The sequence below is a fragment of the Planomonospora parontospora genome (genome assembly GCA_014647935.1).
In the GTDB taxonomy this organism is placed as follows: Bacteria; Actinomycetota; Actinomycetes; order Streptosporangiales; family Streptosporangiaceae; genus Planomonospora; species Planomonospora parontospora.
In genome coordinates, this window is record BMQD01000020.1 from 47,510 (window position 1) to 68,027 (window position 20,518).

Sequence of the window (20,518 nt, forward strand, 5' to 3'; positions counted from 1 at the left end):
ACTATACGACCAAGGTCCCGGCTACGGGGCGGTCAGCACGTTCCCCCGGACGGCGACGAAGGCGGCCAGCGCCGAGACCGCCATCATCGCCGCGCCGATCAGCATCGCCGTGCGGAAGCCCGCCGTGAAGACGGCCGGGGAGGTGAAGGCGTCCCCGGTCAGCCCGGCCAGCGGCGGGATCGCGGCCACCGCGAGCAGGCTCCCGGTGCGGGCCACGGCGTTGTTGACGCCGCTGGCCACCCCGGCGTAGCGCTCCTCGGCGGCGGCCAGCACCGTCGCGGTGAGCGGCGCGACCGCCGCCGACAGGCCCAGGCCGAACAGGGACACCGGGAGCAGCACGTCCACCGCGTAACCGGAGCCCTCGCCGATCCGGGCCATCCAGAGCAGCGCGGCGGCGCAGACCAGGGTGCCCGCGGTCATCGGGAGCCGAGGCCCGATCCGCCTGGCCAGCTCGCCCGCGCGCGACGACAGCAGCAGCATCAGCACCGTCACCGGGATCATCGCCGACCCGGCGAGCAGCGGGGAGAAGCCCGAGGAGACCTGGAGCTGCACCACCAGCAGGAAGAACACCACGCCCATCGCGGCGTACATGACGAACGTGACGGCGTTGACGGCGGTGAACACCCGGGAGGCGAACACGCCGACCGGCACCAGCGCCTGCGGTGAGCGCCGGACCTGCAGCCAGGCGAACGCCGCGCCCAGCGCGGCGCCGAGGATCAGCGGGAGCGGGAGCAGGCCGATGAGGCCGTAGGTGATCCCGGCCAGCGCCGCGGCGGCCAGCACCGCCCCGAGCACGTCGAACCGCCCGCCGGCCGAGGTGTCCCGGCTCTCCGGCACGTGCCGTACGGTGACCGCCACCACGAGCGCGGCCACCGGAAGGTTGATCAGGAACACCCACCGCCAGCCCGCCGCGTCCACCAGCCACCCGCCGAGCAACGGCCCGACCGCCGCGGCCACCCCGCCCAGCCCGGACCAGGCGCCGATCGCCCGGGGCCGGTCCCCGGGCTCGAAGGACGCCTGGATGATCGCCAGGGAGCCCGGGGTGAGCAGCGCCCCGCCGACGCCCTGCAGCGCCCGCGCCGCGACGAGCGTCTCCAGGTCGGGAGCCAGCCCGCACAGGGCCGAGGCCAGGGCGAACCAGACCACGCCGACGAGGAAGACCCGGCGCCTGCCGTACCGGTCGCCGAGCGCGCCGCCGAGCAGGATCAGGCCGGCGAGCGTGAGCGTGTAGGCGTTGACCGTCCACTGCAGTCCGGCCATGCCGGCGTCCAGATCGGCGCCGAGCGCGGGCAGCGCCACGCTGACGACCGTGCCGTCCAGCAGGGCGATGCCCGAGCCGAGCACGGTGGCCAGCAGGACCCACCGCCCGGCGGGCGAGGCGAACCGGATGCGGCCGTCGTCCATTTCGATCATCGTCCTCGGTGTCCGTCGCGGCCCGTCCGGTCCATCGGCGTCCCGGCCGGGCGGCGGGCCGCGTTCCAGGAACGTGCGAACAACGGGCCGCACCGCCTGATTCCCCGCCGCATCCCCCGCCGCGCGGCCGTACCCCCGGAATGCGGGAAGTGTCGGCGATCTCTGGTAGGACGGGTCCGTCGCGTTCCGCCTGACAGGAGCCCCGGATGGACCACAGCGAGTTCAACGACAGCGTCGGCAACCTCTCCGAGGGGGTCTACGCCGGACTGCCGATCGCGCACGCGCCCGAGGAGGACGGCGAGGAGCTTCCCGCCGCCGACCGGGCGGCGTGGCGGATCGCGGTGGAGACCTACGACCCGGAGGAGACCTTCGAGGAGCGGTTCGCCCGCTTCCTGGCGAGGGTGGACACCACGCAGGTCAAAGCGCTGATCATCGGCGGGTGGGCGGAGGCCTACGAGGAGGACAGCTCCGCGGTCGTCCGGCTGCTCACCGGCGACGCGGCGCGGTTCCCGGCGCTGCGCTCGCTCTTCCTCGGCGCGATGGAGTCGGAGGAGTGCGAGATCTCCTGGATCCAGCAGAGCGACGTCACTCCGCTGCTGGAGGCGTTCCCGCTGCTGGAGCGCCTGGAGGTGCGCGGCGGGAGCGGGCTGGAGCTGCGGCCGGTCCGGCATGAGACCCTGCGGATCCTCCGGTTCGAGACCGGCGGGCTGCCCGCCGGGGTGGTGCGCGCGGTGGGCGCCTGCGAGTTCCCCGCACTGGAGCACCTGGAGCTGTGGCTCGGCGTCTCCGACTACGGCGGCGACGCCACGGTCGCCGACCTGGAGGGCATCCTGTCGGGAGACCGGCTGCCCGCGCTGCGGCACCTGGGGCTGCAGGACAGCGAGATCCAGGACGAGGTCGCGGCGGCGGTGGCGTCGGCGCCGGTGGTGGCGCGGCTGGAGTCGCTCGCCCAGTCGATGGGCGTGCTGACCGACGCCGGAGCCGAGGCGCTGCTGACCGGCCAGCCGCTGACCCACCTGAAGCGGCTGGACCTGCACCACCACTACCTGAGCGACGGGATGGCCGAGCGGATCCGCAGGGCGCTGCCGGAGGTCGAGATCGACCTGACCGAGCGGGAGGACCCCGACGACGAGTGGCGCTACGTCGCCGTGGGCGAGTGACCGGGATGGTGCGGAGCGGTCTCAGCAGGTTCGGCACCCTGCCTCCGGAGGGGTTCCCCTGCCTCGCCGACGTGGACGAGGAGGACGGCGAGCCGCTGCCGCGCGCGCAGGCGTGGTCGCTCTGGCTGAACGAGTACTACGACGACGGTGAGGAGCCTTTCGCGGACTACTTCGCCAGGTTCCTGGCGGAGGTGGACACCACCGTGGTCCGCGAGCTGGTCTTCCAGATGTGGGGGTCCCCGCACGCCTCCTCGGAGCAGGCCGTGCGGATGCTCGCCGAGGCGGCGGACCGCCTCCCCGCCCTGCGGGTGATCGCGCTGGGCGACATCCCCTCCGACGAGTGCGAGATCTCCTGGATCGAGCAGAGCGACGTCACGCCGCTGCTGGAGGCGTTCCCGAAGCTGGAGGTGCTGGAGGTCAGGGGAGGCAGCGGTCTGCGGTTGCGGCCGGTCCGGCACGGGAGCCTGAGGGTCCTGCGCTTCGAGAGCGGCGGCCTGCCCGCACGGGCCGTCCAGGCGGTGGGGGCGTGCGAGCTCCCCGCGCTGGAGCACCTGGAGCTGTGGCTCGGCGTCTCCCGGTACGGCGGTGACACCGCGGTGGAGGACCTGGAGGGCGTCCTGTCGGGGGAAGGGCTGCCGGCGCTGCGGCATCTGGGGCTGCAGGACAGCGAGATCCAGGACGAGGTCGCGGCGGCGGTGGCGTCGGCGCCGGTGGTGGCGCGGCTGGAGTCGCTGGCGCTGTCGATGGGGACCCTGTCGGACGCCGGGGCGGAGGCGCTGCTGAACGGCCAGCCGCTGACGCACCTGAAGCGGCTGGACCTGAACCACAACTTCCTGAGCGACGGGATGGCCGCGCGGGTCCGCAAGGCGCTGCCGGGGGTCGCGGTCGAGCTGTTCGAGCGGGAGGGCCCCGGCGACGAGCGGCGCTACGTGGCGGTGGGAGAGTGACCCGGTGAGTCTTCTGAGAAATCCGGACGAAGGCCTCAGCCGATTCGCGAGCCTCCCCAGGTCGACCTTCACGCACTCCGACGGGCCCGGTGACGGGCCGCTGCGGGCGGAGGCGTGGCGCCTCTGGCACAACTACGTGCACAGCGGCCGGGACGTGAGCTACGAGGACTACTTCGCCGGGTTCGTCGAGAGCGTGGACACCGAGGCCGTCCGCGAGCTGGTCCTCGGCTGCTGGGGCTCCTCCTGGGAGGACTCGGCGGAGGAACCGATCGGCCTGCTCACCCGGGCCGCCGACCGGTTCCCGAACCTGCGGCTCATCGCGCTGGGCGACATCCCCTCCGACGAGGCCGAGATCTCCTGGATCCGCCAGTGGGACCTGACGCCGCTGCTGGGGGCCTTCCCGCGGCTGGAGGTGCTGGAGGTCAGGGGAGGCGAGGGTCTCGGACTCCGCCCGCTCGCGCATGACTCGCTGAAGGCGCTGCGCGTGGAGTCCGGCGGCCTCGACGGCGCCGTGGTCCGCGCCGTCGGCGGATCGGACCTTCCCGCGCTGGAGCACCTGGAGCTGTGGCTCGGCGTCTCCGACTACGGCGGCGACGCCACGGTCGCCGACCTGGCGGAGATCCTGTCGGGGGAGCGGCTGCCGGCGCTGCGGCACCTGGGGCTGCAGGACAGCGAGATCCAGGACGAGGTCGCGGCGGCGGTGGCGTCGGCGCCGGTGGTGGCGCGGCTGGAGTCGCTGGCGCTGTCGATGGGGACCCTGTCGGACGCCGGGGCCGAGGCGCTGCTGAACGGCCAGCCGCTGGGGCACCTGCGCACGCTCGACCTGCGCCACCACTACGTCAGCCCGTCCATGGCGGAACGGCTCGCCGGGGCGCTGCCGAGGACCGCCGTGCTCCTGGGCGAAGCGCGCAAGCCGTACGACTTCGACCCGGACGGCCGCTACGTGGCGGTGTCGGAGTGAGCGGCGGCCCGGCCCTGGCGATCATCGGCACGCCCGGCGACCGGCGGGTGACGATGTTCGCCGACGCCTGCGCCCGGTACGGCCTGCGCCCGCCCGGGGTGGTCCCGTGGACCTCCGTGCTGCGCGGCGAGGAGATCCGGCTGGAGCCCGGGACACTCGTCCGGATCGACTCGCCCGGCGAGGATCCCGAGGCCGACGCGCTGCTGCGCGGGCCCGGCGAGCCGTCCCGGGTGGGCGGCGGCGCGCGCTGGCACGCCTCCCTAACCGTCGGTACCGCGCGGGTCCGCGAGGCCGTACGGCGCACGCCCGGCGCGGTGCTGCTGGCCGACCCCGATGAGATCGCGGTGATGTTCGACAAGCGGCTCTGCCACGCCCGGCTGGCGGCGGCCGGGGTGCCGGTGCCGCCCGCGCTGCCCGGACCGGTCGAGGGCTACTCCTGTCTGCGGCGGCGGCTGGACGAGGCCGGCTGGGGCCGGGTGTTCGTCAAGCCCGCGCACGGCTCGTCGGCCTCCGGGGTCATCGCCCTGCACGCCGCCGGGAGCCGGGTCAGGGCGGTGACGTCGGTGGAGCTGTCGGACGGCGGGCTGTACAACTCGCTCCGGGTGCGCTCCTACGACCGGGAGGCCGAGCTGGCGGTGATCGTCGACCGGCTGGCGCGGGACGGGCTCCACGTCGAGCGCTGGTTCCCCAAGGCGGGCGTGGGCGGGCTCACCTTCGACCTGCGGGTGGTCGTCGTGGACGGCGTGCCCACGCACGCGGTCGTGCGCGCCGGCCGCGCCCCCATGACGAACCTGCACCTGGGCGGGGTGCGCGGCGATCTGGACGCGGTCCGCGACCGGCTCGGCGCGCCGGGGTGGGCGCGGGTGCTCGACGCGTGCGCGCGGGCGGCGGCGTGCTTCCCCGGCAGCCCGGCCGTCGGGGTCGACGTGATGGTCGGCACCGACTGGCGGAGTGTGGCGGTGGCGGAGGTCAACGCCTTCGGCGACCTGCTGCCCGGGCTGACCGGCCTGCCGGGCAGCGGGGCCGAGGAGCTGGACACCTACGGAGCCCAGGTGCGGGCGGTCCTCGCCGGATGGCGCGGGCCGGGCGCGGCGGCGGGTCCGCGAGTGCGGGCCCTCCGGGCGGGCCGGGGCGCGGAGGCGGGCCGGGAAGCGGAAGCGGAAGCGGGCCCGCGGCGAGCCGTACGGACCGCCCGGGGCGCCCGGGGTGCGGAGGCGGGGGCATGACGCGGGACATGAACCGGATCGTGGGGAGCCACGACCTGCTGCTGGTGACGCTCGACACGCTCCGCCACGACGTGGCCGACGAGCTGCTGCGGGCCGGGCGGCTGCCCAACCTGGCGCGGGCGCTGCCCGGCGGGCGGTGGGAGCGGCGGCACAGCCCCGGCAGTTTCACCTACGCCGCGCACGCCGCGATCCTCGCCGGGTTCCTGCCGACCCCGGCCGCGCCGGGGCCGCACCCCCGGCTGTTCGCGGCCACCTTCCCGGGCAGCGAGACCACGGGGCAGGGGACCTGGGTGTTCGACGCGCCGGACCTGCCCACGGGGCTGGCGGCGGCGGGCTACCGCACGATCTGCGTCGGCGGGGTGGGGTTCTTCAACAAGCTCACCCCGCTGGGGTCCGTGCTGCCGGGCATGTTCGCCGAGAGCCACTGGGAGCCGGGGTTCGGGGTGACGTCCCCGACCTCGTTCGAGGAGCAGGTCGCGTGCGCCGAGCGGGCCGTCGCGCGGGCGGACGGGCCGGTGTTCCTGTTCGTCAACGTCTCCGCGCTGCACCAGCCGAACTGGTTCCACCTGGCCGGCGCGACCCGCGAGCACGGTGACGGGGCCGAGAGCCACGCCGCCGCACTGGAGTACGTCGACCGGCACATCGGCAGGCTCTTCGCGCTGGTCAGCAGGGAGCGGCCGGGGTTCGCGATCGTCTGCTCCGATCACGGCACCGCCTACGGTGAAGACGGATATGTCGGGCATCGGATCGGTCATGAGGTGGTCTGGACGGTGCCCTACGGTGAGTTCGAGCTGAAGCAGGGAGAGTGGCGTTGACCTCGATTTCCGCACGGGCGACGGGGACGGTGGAGGCGGCCTCTCCCCCCGGAGGCGGCCTCGGGCCGGAGCCCGATCCCGCACCCGGACCCGGCCCGGTGCCGCTCTCCGATCCCGGCCCGGTTCCCGGCAGGGGGACCGGCGGCGGAGGGCTCGATGCGGGGACCGGCCCCTACCAGGGATACGTCTACGCCTATCCGCACAAGACGGCCTACCGGCCGCTGGACCCGCGTCCGCCGCTGCGGGAGGTGTGGGCGGGCGAGCCGACCGGCAGCCTCTTCCTCTACCTGCACATCCCGTTCTGCGAGATGCGCTGCGGGTTCTGCAACCTGTTCACCCGGACCGGCGCACCCGAGGAGCTCGTCGCCGCCTACCTGGACGCGCTGGAGCGCCAGGCGCACGCCGTACGGGACGCCCTGGACGCGCCGGAGTTCGTCACCGCGGCGATCGGCGGCGGCACGCCGACCTACCTGAGCGCGGGCGAGCTCACCCGGCTCTTCGACCTCACCGAGAAGACCATGGGGGTGGACCTGCGAGCCCTCCCCCTGTCGGTGGAGACCTCGCCCGCCACCGCGACCGCCGACCGGCTCGCGGTGCTGGCCGAACGGGGCGCGACGCGCGTCTCCATCGGCGTGCAGAGCTTCGTCGACGCCGAGGCCCGCGCGGCGGTGCGGCCGCAGCGGCGGGCCGAGGTCGAGGCGGCGCTCGGCCGGATCCGGGAGGCCGGGTTCGAGGCGCTCAACCTCGACCTGATCTACGGCATCGACGGGCAGACCGAGCGGTCGTGGCGGCACTCCCTGGACGCGGCGCTGGCGTGGCGGCCCGAGGAGATCTACCTCTACCCGCTCTACGTCCGCCCGCTCACCGGCCTCGGCCGCCGGGCCCGCGACTGGGACGACCACCGGCTCGGCCTGTACCGCCAGGGCCGCGACCACCTGCTGGCCGCCGGGTACGAGCAGGTGTCGATGCGGATGTTCCGGCTGCCCGGGACGGGGAGCGCCACCGAGTACTGCTGCCAGAGCGACGGCATGGTCGGCCTCGGCTGCGGGGCTCGCTCCTACACCTCCGATCTCCACTACTCCTACGAGTACGCGGTGGCCGCCGGGCAGGTGCGCGCGATCATCGACGACTACGTACGGCTCGCGCCCGAGGAGTTCGCGGTCGCCAACGTCGGTTTCCGGCTCGACGCGGGGGAGCGGCGCAGGCGGCATCTGATCCAGTCGCTGCTCCAGGCCGAGGGCGTGGACCCGGCCGCCTACCGGGACCGGTTCGGCACCGAGGCGGCCGACGACTTCGGCGGCGAGCTGGCGCTCCTCGCCGGGCGCGGCTGGCTGGAGTCGGCCGGCCGCTCGGAGGACGGGGCGGCCCGGATCCGGCTGACCGCCGAGGGGCTCGCGCACTCCGACGCGATCGGCCCGGCGCTCTTCTCCGGCCGGGTCCGTGCGCTGATGGCCGGGTACGAGGCCCGGTGAACGCCCGCCCGCGCCCGCCGGCCGGCGCCCTGAGCGGTGCCGGTGGTCCCGGTGACGGTGAGCACCTGTGCCCGCCGGCGGGCGGTCCGAGCGGCGCCGGGGGTCCTGGGGGCTCCGGTGACGGCGACCACCTGTCGATCCTCTACCGGGGACCGCTGGCGAGCTGCGACTACGACTGCCCCTACTGCCCGTTCGCCAAGCGCCGTGACAGCCCGGAGCGGCTGCGGGCCGACCGGGCGGCGCTGGAGCGGTTCACCGGCTGGGTGGCCGGGCGCGACCACCCGGTCTCCGTGCTGTTCACCCCGTGGGGCGAAGGGCTCGTCCGGTCCTGGTACCGCCGGGCGATGACCGGGCTCAGCCACCTGCCGCACGTCCGCCGGGTCGCCATCCAGACCAACCTCAGCAGCCGGACCGACTGGCTGGCCGGGGCCGACCTGGGCACGCTCGCCCTCTGGGCGACCTACCACCCCGGCCAGGTCGACTACGGACGGTTCCTCGGCAGATGCCGTGACCTGGCCGGCCGGGGCGTGCGGTTCAGCGTCGGCGTCGTCGGCCTGCCCGAGCACCTGGAGCAGGCCCGCAGGCTCCGGGCCGACCTGCCGGAGGGGGTGTACCTGTGGGTGAACGCCGCCGAGGGACACCTCTACACCGACGCCGAGGCGGACGACTGGACGGCGATCGACCCGCTGTTCCGGCACAGCCGGTTCCCGCACCGCAGTGCCGGGCAGGCCTGCCGTACCGGTGACAGCGTCGTCTCGGTGGACGGCGACGGCACCGTGCGGCGCTGCCACTTCGTCCCGGCCGTGCTGGGCAACCTGTACGACGGGACGTTCCGGCGCCGGGTCCGGCCGTGCCCGGCGGCGCTGTGCGACTGCCACATCGGCTACGTGCACCTGGAGCCGACCGGCCTGTACGACGTGTTCGGCGGCGGCGTCCTGGAGCGCATCCCGCACGGCTGGTGACAAGCGCCGAGCCGCGTCCCGCCTTCGGCGCCTCCCCGGCGGGGGTGTTCCTCCGGCGGCGCCGGAGGAACACCCGGTGGCAGCGGACCTCCCGGTGGCAACGGCAAGAGAGCGGCCCCACGACCGTGGGACCGCTCTCTCACTGACTGACCACCAGAAGGTCCCCCCATGGGAGGGGCGGTGTCTCCACGGGAGGGCGGCCCCCGTTTCGACGTTCACGCCCGGTCGTCTCCGGCCGGCGGAGACGACCGGGATGGATTTCTCCTCCGGCGCCGGCGCCCGGTGAGATGAAGCCGGATGCGCCGCCGCGCTCAGTCGTCCAGGAAGAGGATCAGTTGTCGATGATGCCGAGGATGGCGATGTCGATGAGGTCGTTCAGGACCTCGTTGTGGTTGCTGCGGTCGATGTAGGTGAAGTTGGGCCGGTCGTAACCGCGGCCGTAGTCCCCGTCGCCGGCCGACGCGGGGCCGGCGACCGCCAGGCTGGCGAGGCCCGCGACGCCGGTGAGGACCGCCCCGGCGAGAATGCGACGAATCATGGGTTTTCCTCCATGGGAACGAAACGGAGCACTGTCGGTGACTCCGGCGGCGGACCGCGTCCGGCCGGCCGCTCGGCGTCGTGAACAAGCATCGCTCCCGGAAAGAGCGCCGCTCCGCCGGGTTCCTGCAGTGTCCGGCCAAGGCCGGGTGATGCTTTCTTGGCCGCCCCCGCCGTTTCGCCCGCGCCGCCGGGAGGTATCCGTGCGGCCGGGAGGTATCCGTGCGGCCGGGAGGTATCCGTGCGGCCGGGAGGTATCAGGTCTCGCGCTCGGGGTGGTAGTCGGCCTCGGACAGGCCGAAGGTCCAGGCGACGCCCTCGCGGGCGGTGCCGGTGGTGGGCGGGACCCGCAGCCAGTACTTCCGGAAGGTGCCGTCGGGTTCGGCGGTGGAGTTGACCACCTCGACCATCACGACGGGCTCGTCGTCGGGCAGGTCGATCCGCCAGAGGACGCCGGTCTCGTCCCGGTGCAGCGGGGTCGCGCCGGACTCCGCCAGATAGCGGTCGTAGCCGAAGTGCTCCAGCATCACCCGGCGCAGCTCGGCGTTCTCCTCGGCGCGGATGCGCGCGGGAGACAACCCCGCCATGGATGCGGCGAAATCCGCGGGGACGGGCATGCCGCCCCAGGCGTGCACCGCGAAGCCGTCGGGGAAGAGCAGGGCCGGACCGTCGGCGCGGTGCAGGCGGTGCAGCTCGTCGAGGTGCAGCTCGGCGGGGCGCTCGCAGACGACGGCCACCCGCTCGAACGGCCACCACCAGCCCGCCGACCGGGCGACCCGGGCGAGTCCCTCGGTCTCCGGCCTGCCCAGCGCGTCGAAGAGCGCCAGCCAGGCGGCGTCCTGCTGGCCCAGCACGGCGTCCAGCGTCGAACCCCGGAGCGCGGCCCCGGCCTCCTCGGTCTCCTCCGCCGCGGCGACGCCCCGCCGGATCTGCGCGGCGAGGTCGCCGACCGGGCCCCAGAGCCGGCCTCCCGTCAGGGACCAGGCCAGCGACCAGTCGGCGGTGCCGAGCGAGGCGTGCACGGCGGCCCTGGCCAGCTCCCACTGCCGGGTCCTGACCTCCTCGCGGACCGGTCTGCCGGCGCCCGGCGCGGTGGCGGCCCGCGCGCCCGCGAGCGGCGAGTCGACCCAGACGATCTCCTCGGGCTCCGCCAGGCCGGCGGTGCGGTAGGCCAGCCGCACCCCGGCCTCGGCTCCGGGGCGGTCGGCGGCTCCGGAACGGAAGGCGACCCCCTCCCAGTCGCGGGCCGTGGCGGTCAGGACGTCGGCGAGTTCGATGGTGACGGTCATCTCGTCGGTCTCCCGGGATCAGTCGGCGACGACGCGGAACGCGCCGGGGGCGTATTCGCGCTGGCGCTGCACGCGGTACCACCCCTTGGGGAGGGGGATCGCGGCGTGCTCCTCGTGGACCACGCGGCCTCCGGAGGGAAGGTGGAGGAAGTCGGGGTCCATCGGATGCGGACTCCGGACCAGGGCTCCGGGGCCGACGACGGCGTGGGCGTGGCCGGTCGCCTCGCCCAGGGCCAGCACCAGCCGGCCGCCGGGGTCACGCGACGAGGAGGGGGCTGTGCGGACGACCGCGGGCACGGCCTCCTCGGGGACGGGCACGATCAGGATGTCACCCTGGCGGTACATGGCCGGCTGGTCTCCTCAGGTCGGGGTCGATCGCAAGCTAGCCCCCGCCACCGACATTCCAGTGGTTCCGGGACGACGGACCCGGACCTGCTCCCGGCCCGCGGCCCGGCGCGGCTTCCGGCCGGGCTCCCGATCGTCCTTCCGGGCTCCCGGGACGGAAGGAGCACGATCGAGACGGGGACCGCGGGCGGAACCGGTGCGATTCCGGCTGGCTACGGTGATGTACGCCTTTTTCGAATAGAACGACAGAAAAGCGGCTCCACGGCCGGGAATTGGCCGTGGAGCCGCTCTAGATTGCGTTGATCAACGCTCCAGAAGTTTCCCCTGAATCGGGGTGGTGTTTACAGGGAAGACGGTTTCCTGTTTTGGAGGACATTCACCTGGTGAATGTTTCCGCTCGGCGGGGACGCCGGGGCGGACCGTCTCCGGACGGGCGTGTCCGATCTCGGGACCGGGCGCGCCGTCGCGCAGAGAGGATCAGTTCTCGATGATGCCGAGGAGCGCGAGGTCGAGGAGGTCGTTCAGGACCTCGTTGTGGTTGCCACCGTTGACGTAGGTGGTGCCGCGGTCGTGACCCCAGTCGCCGGCCGAGGCGGTCCCGGCGACGGCCAGGGCGCCGACGCCCACGAGACCTGCGATGGCCGCACCGGCGAGAATACGACGGATCATGATTTTTCCTCCATGGGAATGGAACGGGGAACTTTTCGGCTTCCGCGGTGGGCCGCATCCGGCCGTCCGCAGGTCGCCGCGAATAAGCATCCCGTACCGGCGGCGTGGTTTCAGCGAATTAACGCCATGATTGATCAAAGCCTGGTGACGGTTCTTTTAAGGTCGTCGCCGGTTTTATTGATTCGCTGATCGCGGCCGTTGTTTTGTTTCTTCCGGACCGGCTCCCAGTGCGCGGAGCACGAATCCGGAGACGATGTCCTCGGCGTCCTCCACCGTCACCGTGCCGTCGAGCAGCGGGAGCCGTTCCGCGCCGATGACGGCGAGGATGAGCCGCGCGGTGGCGGGCACGTCGACGGCCTGGAAGTCGCCCGAGGCCACGCCGCCCTCGATGATGCCGGTCAGGATCCGCTGCATCGGCGCGACATGCTCGGCCAGCCGCTGGTAGGCGTCGGGTCCCAGGGCGGCCGACAGGTCGGCGGGGCCGGGGTGCGGGTGGGCGAGCAGCCCGGCCAGCTGGAGCCGGACGAACGCCCGCAGCCGCTCGGCGGGTGAGGCGTCGTCGGCGAGCTCGCGCTCGTAGGCCTCGATGAAGTAGTGCGTCACCCGCTCGGTGAAGGCCAGCAGCAGCGCGGCCTTGTCCGGGAAGTAGTTGTACAGCACGGTGCGGGTGATCCCCGCCTCGCCGGCCACGTCGGTCATGGAGATGGCGTCGATGCCCTGGCCCCGCGAGAGCCGCGAGACCGCCTGCAGGATGCGCTCCCGCGTCTGTGCGCGGTGCTCGCCTATCGTCGCGGCCGAAATGCGGGGCATGGGCCCATCGTCGCACATGCCCGGCGCGCCGGCCGGGGAGTCGCGTGGGGCGCCGGCCCGGCCGGCCGCTCGGCCGCGGACCCGGCTGCTCGTGCGGGCGCCGGCCCGGCCGACCGGCCGGATGACGGGGCCGGTGGCGGCCGGAGCATCGCGGTCAGGCCGCGAGCTCGGCTCGCGCCACCCGGCCGAGGTCGGCCAGGACCTCCGTGTTGAGCTGGTAGGCGAGCCTGGTCTCGCGGATGATGCGCTGCTTCTCGGGCTCGTCCACCGGCAGGGCGTCCAGCCGGGCGCGGTAGGCGTCCTTGAACCGGGGCAGGCTGCCGACCCGGTCGAAGCGGTAGAAGTCGACCCCGCCGCCGGGCCCGAAGTCGTAGATCTTCTCCAGCTCCATCCGGATGAACTGCCCGCCGGACAGGTCGCCCATGTAGCGGGTGTAGTGGTGGGCGATGTAGCCGCCGGGCCAGGCGGCGACCTGGTTGATCCGGGCGACCAGGGTGAGGGTCGGCTTGGAGGGCTCGATCCGGTCCGCCCAGCGGGCGCCGTAGACCGTCTCCAGGTCGCGGACCAGCGCCTCCTCCCGGTAGAGCTCGGGCAGGACGAACGGCCCGGCGACCGGGTCGCCGGCGAGCTCCCGGGAGGCGCCGTCGAGCGCGACGTAGGCGAAGTAGTGCTGGGCCACCAGCTCGCCGTAGGCCTCGCGGCTGAGCCGCCCGGCCATCAGCGCCTTGAGGTAGCCGTCGTCCTCGGCGGAGGCGTGATCGCCCCAGGTGGCGGTCCTGAGTACTTCGGAGAACGGCGCCTGGCTCATGATCACTCCGTGTCGCAGGGGACTTTCATGACAGAGTGTCACAAAGAATCGGAGGGCACGTCAAGGTGATGATGACACCTTGTCGTGAAACCGGGGGCGCGGGGGTCCCCGGCCGGCTCCGCGCCGTGCGGTGGCCCCTGAGTCGCTTCTGCGGCACGTGGCGATCCCTGAGCCGCTTCCGCGCCGTGCGGTGGCTCCTGAGCCGTCCCTCCGGTACGCGGTGGTCCTTGAGCCGTCCTCCCCGCATGCGGCGTCCGCGTCCGGCGCGCGGCGGGGTCCCGATGTGCGGCGGGGTCCCGGTGTGCGGCCCGCAGCCCGGGACGGCCCCGGCGTACGGCCCGCAGCCCGGCGCCGGCCGTACCGGCCAGGGCGAGCAGTGCGGTGACCACCGCCAGCCAGCCCAGTCGGTGCGCGAGCCAGCCGGGGTCGGCGGGGGAGGAGAGCAGCCCGGGGACGTCCCCGAAGCGGAGCGCCGCGACGGCGGTCACGGACAGGGCCGTCTGGTGCCAGAGGAAGACCGTCATCGCCGACAGGTTGACCATTGCGGTCACCGCCCACAGGCGGGGCCGCCGCATCAGCCGGGCCAGCCGCCCCCGGACCAGCAGGGCCAGCCCCACCTGGGCGAGGCCGAAGCAGACGGCGGCGAGCGTCGGAGGGCTGAGGTTGGACACCTCCGCCCCGGTCACCCCCACCATGCTCGCCGGATATCCGGCCGCGGCCACCAGGAGCACCGCCCCGGCCGCGCCCCCGGCCAGCAGCGCGCCTGCCGCCCGCCGCGAGGCGAGCATGCCGCGCGCCCAGCCCATCCCCAGCGCGTACGGCACCAGCCACCCGGCCGCGAGGTTCACCCAGCCGAGCCGGTCGAGCCAGGCGGGACCGCCGGGCCAGAACCTGGCCGCGTCCGCGGCGAGCACCACCGCGGCCGCCGAGGCGGCCGTGACGCCCGGCCGCAGCCGCGCCAGCAGCGGGGTGGCGGCGGTCAGCGCGGCGAAGACCGCGAGGAACCAGAGCGGCGCGAGCGCCGGCAGCGCCAGGGCCCGGACCGTCGTCCAGGGCGTGCCGTGCAGCGTCAGCCCCGCGACGATCCCCGCCCAGACCAGCAGGAGCGGCATCACCGGCCGGAGCAGCCGCGCGGCCCTGCTCCGCAGCCACGCCCGGACGCCCGGAGTCGAACGCAGGCTCCGCGCCGCTGCGTAGCCGCCGACGAAGAAGAACACCGCCAGGGTCTGGAGCACCCAGGACAGCGGTGTGAACGCCGGCAGGTGGGCCAGCGGGCTGGAGATCGCCAGCTTCCCGCCGGGGGCGGGCGCCCACGCGGTGACCAGCCAGTGCCCCAGGACCACCCCGGAGATCGCCAGCGCCCGGAGCGCGTCGACCCCGCGATCCCTGCCCGCCGGGGTCGAGGCCTCGATCCGGCCCGCCCAGCGGGCCGCCCAGCCGGTCGCGGGGCCGTCCGGGGTGTCGGTCGCGGAGCCGACCAGGGGGCCGGTCGCGGGGCCGGTCACGGGGCGGAGGGTCTCCAGGTCAGCCACGGGACACCTCGGCGGCCCGCCCGAGGGCGATCAGCGCGAGGTTGCGCAGCGACCGGCTGCCCGGCTCGAGGTAGTCGCTGTGCCCGGCGGCACCCGTGGCGAAGATCCGGGAGCCGAAACCGGATCCCGCCGGATCGGGGCCGAAGCCGAGCGGCCCGAAGCGGACCTTGGGGACGTGGCGCATCCAGTCGCGCGTGCCGCTGCCCGCCCACAGGCGCGTCCCGCCCAGTTCGGCGGCCGATGACACCCGCAGGCCCGGGCTGCCGAACACCGCCAGGTCGGAGACCTCCGCCCCGGGCACGGCCCCGGCGCACACCACCGACCCGTAACTGTGGCAGAGCAGGGTGACCCGCTTGCCGCGGAGCGTGTCGGAGACGTAGCGGCGCAGCGCCCGGGCGCCCCGCTCGGCCGCTCCGCCGGTGGCGACGTGCAGGCTGACGGTCGCCGGGCTGTCGTAGCCGAGCCAGGCGACCACCGCCAGCCGCGCCCCGGGGTCGAGCTCCCGCGCCTGCGCCAGCAGGGCCCGGGCGCCGCCCCCCGGCGTGCTGTGCACCTTGGCCCGGCCGCCCTCGAAGGTGGCGGCGGTGGTGTCGGCGCCGGGGACGACGACGGCCACGTGCTCGGCCGTGTGCAGGTCGCCGTAGACCTTGACGATCCGGTCGCCCGGGGGTTGCGGGACGATCACGTAGGTGAGCGCGGTGATCGCGCTCACGGCGAGCACGGGGCGGAGCATGCGGGCCTCCTGTCGGGTTCCCGGGACGTTCCGGGGAACAGGACAGGACGGTACGAATCATGATCGATAACCCGCGTCACCCCGCGGAGCCCACCGCGTCGTCACTCCGGGGAGGGACGGGGACGACAGGGCAAGACCCGGTGCGCGTCACTCGCCGGGGCGGACCACTCCGGTCTCGTAGGCGTACACGATCGCCTGGGCCCGGTCGCGCAGGCCCAGCTTGGCCAGGATCCGGCCGACGTGCGTCTTGACCGTCTGCTCCGAGAGCACGAGCTCCCCGGCGATCTCCTGGTTGGACAGGCCGCGGGCGATCAGCGCGAGGACCTCGGTCTCCCGCTCGGTGATGTCGTCCGGCCGGGCGCGCGGGCGGCTCGGTCCGACGCGGGCGAACTCCGCGATGAGCCGCCTGGTCACTGACGGCGCCAGCAGCGCCTCTCCGGCCGCGACCACCCGGACGGCCTCGGCCAGCTGCTGGGCGGAGGCGTCCTTGAGCAGGAACCCGCTGGCCCCGGCCCGCAGCGCCTCGTAGACGTAGTCGTCGAGGTCGAACGTGGTCAGGATCAGGATCTTCGGCGCGTGGCCGCCGGAGGAGAGGATCTCCCGCGTCGCCGCCAGGCCGTCCATGACGGGCATGCGCACGTCCATCAGCACGACGTCGGGCCGGAGTTCGGCCGTGCGGGCCACGGCGTCCCGCCCGTCCACGGCCTCCCCGACGACCTCCAGGTCGGGCTGGGAGTCCAGGAAGACGGTGAAGCCCGTCCGCACCATGCCCTGGTCGTCGGCGATGAGCACCCGGATCGGCATATGTCCTCCATCGTCATGATTTGTCCGCATCCGGGAGCATGGCAGAGACCGCGGAGAGCGGGAACGGATCACGCCCGGGAGCGGCGGCGGCCCAGGGTCAGGGATCCTCAGGGAGCGGGAGCACGGCGGTGACCGCGAAGCCGTCGCCGGCCGGTCCGGCCCACAGCCTCCCGCCGAGCATGGACACCCGCTCCCGCATGCCGAGCAGGCCGTGCCCCGCGTGCCGGGAGGCCTCCCCGATCCCGGGCTCCGCGGGGGAGCGGCGCCCGCCGTCATCCGCCACGTGGAGATGGAGCTCGTCGGCGGTCCGGGTGATCCGCACCGAGACGGCCGAGCCCGGGGCGTGCCGCATGGCGTTGCTCAGCGACTCCTGCGCGATCCGGTAGGCCGACAGGCTCACCGCCGCGGGCAGCCCGGTCAGGTCGCCGCCGAGCTTGAGCGTCACGGCGAGCCCGGCCGAGCGCGCGGTGGCGGCCAGCTCATCCAGGTGGCCGAGACCGGGCTGCGGCGCGGTGTCCCGCGCCCCGTCGGCGTCCCGCAGCACGCCCAGCACCCGCCGCATCTCGGTCATGGCGGTCAGCGAGAGCGTGCGGATCTCCGCCAGCCCCTCCTCCAGCAACCGTGCCTGGCCCCGGGCCTTCAGGGGTACGGCCTCCGCCTGGATGGCGATCACGGACATGTGGTGGGCCACGATGTCGTGCAGCTCCCGGGCGATCCTGGCCCGTTCCTCCAGCACCGCTTGCCCGGCCAGGGCCTGCTCGCTGCGGCGCTCCTCCTCGGCCAGGAGCCTGACCGCCGTGCGCCGGGCCCGGACGTTGTAGCCGAGCAGGACGGCCGCGGTCATCAGGCCCACGCCGATGGCGGTCACGCCGGACTGGTCGATCTGCACCTCGAGCCACCACGCGCCGGCCGCCGAGACGAGCCATGCACCGATGGTGACGTGCCGCTCGCAGCGGACCGCGACGGCGTAGAGCACCAGCAGGTACATGATCACGGTATCGGCCGAGTAGGGCGTCTCCAGGGTCTGCAGGCGGGTGAGGATCCCGGCGGGGACCAGGACCGCCGCCAGGCGCCAGGCCCCCAGCGGCCAGCGGTCGCGCAGCGCCAGCGGGAGCGCGGAGCAGGCGGCGGCGAACTGGATCTCCCCCCAGCCCAGCGGCGCCGGCAGGCGCGTCGTGTCGGTCTGCAGCATCGACTGCACGGCGCTGTACAGCACGAAGGCGAGGACGAGGTCGGCCAGCAGGATCAGGTCGATCGTGCGGAACGGCAGCAGGCCCAGGAAGCCCGGCACGCGGGGGGCCAGCCGCCGGGAGCGGGGGTGCGCCGGGTCGGCCCTGCCGCTCCACGCCGCGCCGGCGAGCGCGCGCGCCAGCCAGGTCACAGGGCTGCGGGCCCGGTCCCGCGGGGCGGGAGGGGGGATCATCCGGCCAGTCTAGAGAGGGGGATCCCGTCCCGCGTCACCCCGGAGAGGCACCCGCGGACTCACCCCGCAGAGGGACGGCGAGGGATGATTACACGATTACGATCGCTGACAGCGAACAGGCTCAAGCCTGGGAACAATCTGCGGCTCCTGTTAATTGAGTCGGTATAACTCAACCTGATGGAGCCAAGATGAGTGAGAGCTTGAACCTCCCGGTCCTTCCCCTCGACGACGAGGTCGTGCTGCCGGGCATGGTGGTCCCCCTCGACCTGTCCGACACCGAGGTCAGAGCCGCCATCGACGCGGCCCAGGCCCTCGGTGAGAAGAAGCCGCAGGTGCTCCTCGTCCCCCGGATCGACGGGCGTTACGGGGCCGTCGGCGTCAGAGCGGTCGTGGAGCAGGTCGGCCGGCTGCCCGGCGGCGAGCCCGCCGCCGTCGTGCGCGGAGTGGACCGGGTCCGCGTGGGCGCCGGCACCACCGGCCCCGGCGCGGCGCTGTGGGTGCAGACCATCCGGGTCGAGCCCGTCGAGGCGGGGGAGCGCGCAGAGGAGCTCGCCAAGGAGTACAAGGCGCTGGCCACCACGATCCTGCAGAAGCGGGGCGCCTGGCAGGTCGTCGACGCCGTCAACGCGATGAGCGACCCGTCCGTCCTGGCCGACAACTCCGGCTACGCGCCCTGGCTCACCACCCCGCGCAAGGTCGAGATCCTCGAGACCGCCGACCCCGCGGGCCGGCTGGAGAAGCTGGTCGAGTGGGCCCGCGAGCACCTGGCCGAGCTCGACGTGGCCGAGACGATCCGCAAGGACGTCCAGGAGGGCATGGAGAAGCAGCAGCGCGAGTTCCTGCTCCGCCAGCAGCTCGCCGCGGTCCGCAAGGAGCTCGCCGAGCTCGACGGCTCCTCCCCGGAGACCGAGGAGGAGGACTACCGCGCCCGGGTCGAGGCCGCCGACCTGCCCGAGAAGGTGCGCGAGGCCGCGCTCAAGGAGGTCGGCAAGCTGGAGCGGACCTCCGACCAGTCCCCCGAGACCGGCTGGATCCGCACCTGGCTCGACACCGTCCTGGACATCCCGTGGAACGTGCGCACGGAGGAGCGTCGTGCCGAAGGCGCGCCGGAGGGCACTGTCGACATCGCCGCGGCCCGCGAGGTCCTCGACGCCGACCACACCGGCCTCGACGACGTCAAGGACCGCATCATCGAGTACCTCGCGGTCCGGGGCCGCCGCGCCCAGCAGGGCCTCGGCGTGGTCGGAGGCCGCCGCAGCGGCGCGGTGCTCGCGCTGGCCGGGCCTCCCGGAGTCGGCAAGACCTCACTCGGCGAGTCCGTCGCCCGCGCGATGGGCCGCAAGTTCGTCCGCGTCGCGCTCGGCGGCGTCCGGGACGAGGCCGAGATCCGCGGTCACCGGCGCACCTACGTCGGCGCACAGTCCGGCCGGATCGTCCGGGCCATCCGCGAGGCCGGCTCGATGAACCCCGTCGTGCTGCTCGACGAGATCGACAAGGTCGGCTCCGACTACCGGGGAGACCCGACCGCCGCGCTGCTGGAGGTGCTCGACCCCGCGCAGAACCACACCTTCCGCGACCACTACCTGGAGGTCGAGCTCGACCTGTCCGACGTGCTCTTCCTGGCGACCGCCAACGTGCTGGAGGCGATCCCCGGCCCGCTGCTGGACCGCATGGAGGTCGTGACGCTCGACGGCTACACCGAGGACGAGAAGGTCGCGATCGCCCGCGACCACCTGCTCCCGCGACAGCTGGAAAAGGCCGGCCTGTCCGCCGCCGACGTCGCGGTCGGGGAGGACGTGCTGCGCCGCCTGGCGAGCGAGTACACCCGGGAGGCCGGGGTCCGCTCCCTGGAGCGCTCGATCGCCCGGGTCCTGCGCAAGGTCACCGCGCAGGCGGCGCTGGGCGAGGCCGAGCTGCCGGTGACGGTGGACGACCTGGTCCCCTACCTCGGACGCCCGCGCCACGTGCCGGAGTCCTCGCTGCCCGAGTCCCGCCAGCGTACGGCGGTGCCGGGCGTGGCCACCGGGCTGGCGGTCACCGGGGCGGGCGGCGACGTCCTCTACGTGGAGGCGTCGCTGGCCGACCCGGAGACCGGCGCCACCGGGCTGACCCTGACCGGCCAGCTCGGCGACGTGATGAAGGAGTCGGCGCAGATCGCGCTCTCCTACCTGCGCTCGCGCGGGGCGGAGCTGGAGCTGCCCGTCTCCTCGCTCAAGGACCGCTCGGTGCACATCCACTTCCCGGCCGGAGCCGTCCCGAAGGACGGCCCCTCCGCAGGCGTGACCATGACCACGGCCCTGGCCTCGCTGCTCTCCGGCCGACCGGTCAGGAACGACGTGGCGATGACCGGCGAGATCTCCCTCACCGGCCGGGTGCTCCCGATCGGCGGGGTCAAGCAGAAGCTGCTGGCCGCCCACCGCGCGGGCATCACCACAGTGCTGATCCCGGCCCGCAACGAGCCCGACCTGGACGACGTGCCCGAGGCCGTCCTGGGCGAGCTGACCGTGCACGCGGTGAGCGACGTGCGGGAGGTCCTGGAGATCGCGCTCACCCCCGCCAAGGTCGCCGAGCCCGCGGCGGCCTGACGCCCGGCCGCCCGGTCACGGGTCAGG

The 20,518-nt window shown here is 74.1% G+C and carries 19 protein-coding genes; 8 read left to right on the plus strand and 11 right to left on the minus strand.

Features of this window, described 5'->3' with window-relative positions; translation table 11 throughout:
• Positions 1-21 precede the first annotated feature (21 nt).
• A complete protein-coding gene (locus IEZ07_RS26720; protein ID WP_204054622.1) occupies positions 22-1,413 on the minus strand; it encodes an MFS transporter in 1,392 nt (463 codons plus the stop codon).
• A gap of 206 nt (positions 1,414-1,619) precedes the next feature.
• Here IEZ07_RS26720 and IEZ07_RS26725 point away from each other — a divergent pair, with 206 nt between their 5' ends.
• From IEZ07_RS26725 to IEZ07_RS26755, 7 genes are all read left to right on the plus strand, one after another.
• Positions 1,620-2,573 carry an STM4015 family protein gene (locus tag IEZ07_RS26725; protein ID WP_191897283.1) on the plus strand — a complete coding sequence of 318 codons (954 nt, stop codon included), beginning with the start codon at positions 1,620-1,622 and terminating at the stop codon, positions 2,571-2,573.
• 5 nt (positions 2,574-2,578) lie between these two features.
• Positions 2,579-3,520: an STM4015 family protein gene (locus tag IEZ07_RS26730; protein ID WP_191897339.1), complete on the plus strand. Its 942-nt coding sequence runs from the start codon at positions 2,579-2,581 to the stop codon at positions 3,518-3,520.
• Positions 3,521-3,524: 4 nt separating this feature from the next.
• A complete protein-coding gene (locus IEZ07_RS26735; protein ID WP_307729039.1) occupies positions 3,525-4,481 on the plus strand; it encodes an STM4015 family protein in 957 nt (318 codons plus the stop codon).
• On the plus strand, positions 4,478-5,707 hold the full coding sequence (locus IEZ07_RS26740; RefSeq protein ID WP_239320673.1) for an STM4014 family protein: 1,230 nt from the start codon (positions 4,478-4,480) through the stop codon (positions 5,705-5,707). The genes IEZ07_RS26735 and IEZ07_RS26740 overlap by 4 nt, the downstream gene beginning before the upstream one ends.
• On the plus strand, positions 5,704-6,522 hold the full coding sequence (locus tag IEZ07_RS26745; RefSeq protein ID WP_239320676.1) for an STM4013/SEN3800 family hydrolase: 819 nt from the start codon (positions 5,704-5,706) through the stop codon (positions 6,520-6,522). Before IEZ07_RS26740 ends, IEZ07_RS26745 begins: the two co-directional genes overlap by 4 nt.
• A complete protein-coding gene (locus IEZ07_RS26750; protein WP_275413864.1) occupies positions 6,519-7,994 on the plus strand; it encodes an STM4012 family radical SAM protein in 1,476 nt (491 codons plus the stop codon). The genes IEZ07_RS26745 and IEZ07_RS26750 overlap by 4 nt, the downstream gene beginning before the upstream one ends.
• Positions 7,995-8,125: 131 nt before the next feature.
• The gene (locus IEZ07_RS26755; protein WP_191897344.1) at positions 8,126-8,956 is read left to right on the plus strand and encodes an STM4011 family radical SAM protein; all 831 of its coding nucleotides are present in this window, start codon (positions 8,126-8,128) and stop codon (positions 8,954-8,956) included.
• A 331-nt stretch (positions 8,957-9,287) separates the two neighbouring features.
• Here the strand turns inward: IEZ07_RS26755 and IEZ07_RS26760 are convergent, their stop codons facing one another.
• From IEZ07_RS26760 to IEZ07_RS26805, 10 genes are all read right to left on the minus strand, one after another.
• A complete protein-coding gene (locus IEZ07_RS26760) occupies positions 9,288-9,494 on the minus strand; it encodes a hypothetical protein (RefSeq protein WP_068893973.1) in 207 nt (68 codons plus the stop codon).
• Between the two features lie 256 nt (positions 9,495-9,750).
• Positions 9,751-10,782, minus strand: coding sequence for a DUF6745 domain-containing protein (locus IEZ07_RS26765; protein WP_191897284.1), 1,032 nt, complete (start codon positions 10,780-10,782; stop codon positions 9,751-9,753).
• A gap of 18 nt (positions 10,783-10,800) precedes the next feature.
• A complete protein-coding gene (locus IEZ07_RS26770; protein WP_191897285.1) occupies positions 10,801-11,127 on the minus strand; it encodes a DUF8820 family protein in 327 nt (108 codons plus the stop codon).
• A gap of 477 nt (positions 11,128-11,604) precedes the next feature.
• Positions 11,605-11,796 carry a hypothetical protein gene (locus tag IEZ07_RS26775; protein ID WP_068893970.1) on the minus strand — a complete coding sequence of 64 codons (192 nt, stop codon included), beginning with the start codon at positions 11,794-11,796 and terminating at the stop codon, positions 11,605-11,607.
• 174 nt (positions 11,797-11,970) lie between these two features.
• Positions 11,971-12,606 (minus strand): TetR/AcrR family transcriptional regulator, encoded by a 636-nt coding sequence (locus IEZ07_RS26780; RefSeq protein ID WP_191897286.1) that lies wholly within the window; start codon positions 12,604-12,606, stop codon positions 11,971-11,973.
• A gap of 154 nt (positions 12,607-12,760) precedes the next feature.
• Complete coding sequence (locus IEZ07_RS26785; RefSeq protein ID WP_191897287.1) at positions 12,761-13,414, minus strand: biliverdin-producing heme oxygenase; 654 nt, start codon at positions 13,412-13,414, stop codon at positions 12,761-12,763.
• Between the two features lie 38 nt (positions 13,415-13,452).
• Entirely contained in the window at positions 13,453-14,946 is a 1,494-nt protein-coding gene (locus IEZ07_RS26790) for an acyltransferase family protein (RefSeq protein WP_275413865.1), read from the minus strand.
• Complete coding sequence (locus IEZ07_RS26795) at positions 14,939-15,679, minus strand: alpha/beta hydrolase (protein ID WP_191897288.1); 741 nt, start codon at positions 15,677-15,679, stop codon at positions 14,939-14,941. Before IEZ07_RS26795 ends, IEZ07_RS26790 begins: the two co-directional genes overlap by 8 nt.
• A gap of 147 nt (positions 15,680-15,826) precedes the next feature.
• Positions 15,827-16,483 (minus strand): response regulator, encoded by a 657-nt coding sequence (locus tag IEZ07_RS26800; RefSeq protein WP_191897289.1) that lies wholly within the window; start codon positions 16,481-16,483, stop codon positions 15,827-15,829.
• A gap of 97 nt (positions 16,484-16,580) precedes the next feature.
• Positions 16,581-17,906: a sensor histidine kinase gene (locus IEZ07_RS26805; protein ID WP_191897290.1), complete on the minus strand. Its 1,326-nt coding sequence runs from the start codon at positions 17,904-17,906 to the stop codon at positions 16,581-16,583.
• Positions 17,907-18,094: 188 nt separating this feature from the next.
• Here IEZ07_RS26805 and lon point away from each other — a divergent pair, with 188 nt between their 5' ends.
• Positions 18,095-20,491 (plus strand): endopeptidase La, encoded by a 2,397-nt coding sequence (lon, locus tag IEZ07_RS26810; protein ID WP_191897291.1) that lies wholly within the window; start codon positions 18,095-18,097, stop codon positions 20,489-20,491.
• The last annotated feature ends 27 nt before the right edge of the window (positions 20,492-20,518 follow it).

What these genes read in the sequence shown, in the direction of transcription:
- IEZ07_RS26720 (WP_204054622.1), bottom strand. Translation starts at nt 1,413, where the DNA reads ATGATCGAAATGGACGACGGCCGCATCCGGTTCGCCTCGCCCGCCGGG.
- IEZ07_RS26725 (WP_191897283.1), top strand. Translation starts at nt 1,620, where the DNA reads ATGGACCACAGCGAGTTCAACGACAGCGTCGGCAACCTCTCCGAGGGG.
- IEZ07_RS26730 (WP_191897339.1), top strand. Translation starts at nt 2,579, where the DNA reads ATGGTGCGGAGCGGTCTCAGCAGGTTCGGCACCCTGCCTCCGGAGGGG.
- IEZ07_RS26745 (WP_239320676.1), top strand. Translation starts at nt 5,704, where the DNA reads ATGACGCGGGACATGAACCGGATCGTGGGGAGCCACGACCTGCTGCTG.
- IEZ07_RS26760 (WP_068893973.1), bottom strand. Translation starts at nt 9,494, where the DNA reads ATGATTCGTCGCATTCTCGCCGGGGCGGTCCTCACCGGCGTCGCGGGC.
- IEZ07_RS26765 (WP_191897284.1), bottom strand. Translation starts at nt 10,782, where the DNA reads ATGACCGTCACCATCGAACTCGCCGACGTCCTGACCGCCACGGCCCGC.
- IEZ07_RS26770 (WP_191897285.1), bottom strand. Translation starts at nt 11,127, where the DNA reads ATGTACCGCCAGGGTGACATCCTGATCGTGCCCGTCCCCGAGGAGGCC.
- IEZ07_RS26775 (WP_068893970.1), bottom strand. Translation starts at nt 11,796, where the DNA reads ATGATCCGTCGTATTCTCGCCGGTGCGGCCATCGCAGGTCTCGTGGGC.
- IEZ07_RS26780 (WP_191897286.1), bottom strand. Translation starts at nt 12,606, where the DNA reads ATGCCCCGCATTTCGGCCGCGACGATAGGCGAGCACCGCGCACAGACG.
- IEZ07_RS26785 (WP_191897287.1), bottom strand. Translation starts at nt 13,414, where the DNA reads ATGAGCCAGGCGCCGTTCTCCGAAGTACTCAGGACCGCCACCTGGGGC.
- IEZ07_RS26795 (WP_191897288.1), bottom strand. Translation starts at nt 15,679, where the DNA reads ATGCTCCGCCCCGTGCTCGCCGTGAGCGCGATCACCGCGCTCACCTAC.
- IEZ07_RS26800 (WP_191897289.1), bottom strand. Translation starts at nt 16,483, where the DNA reads ATGCCGATCCGGGTGCTCATCGCCGACGACCAGGGCATGGTGCGGACG.
- IEZ07_RS26805 (WP_191897290.1), bottom strand. Translation starts at nt 17,906, where the DNA reads ATGATCCCCCCTCCCGCCCCGCGGGACCGGGCCCGCAGCCCTGTGACC.
- lon (WP_191897291.1), top strand. Translation starts at nt 18,095, where the DNA reads ATGAGTGAGAGCTTGAACCTCCCGGTCCTTCCCCTCGACGACGAGGTC.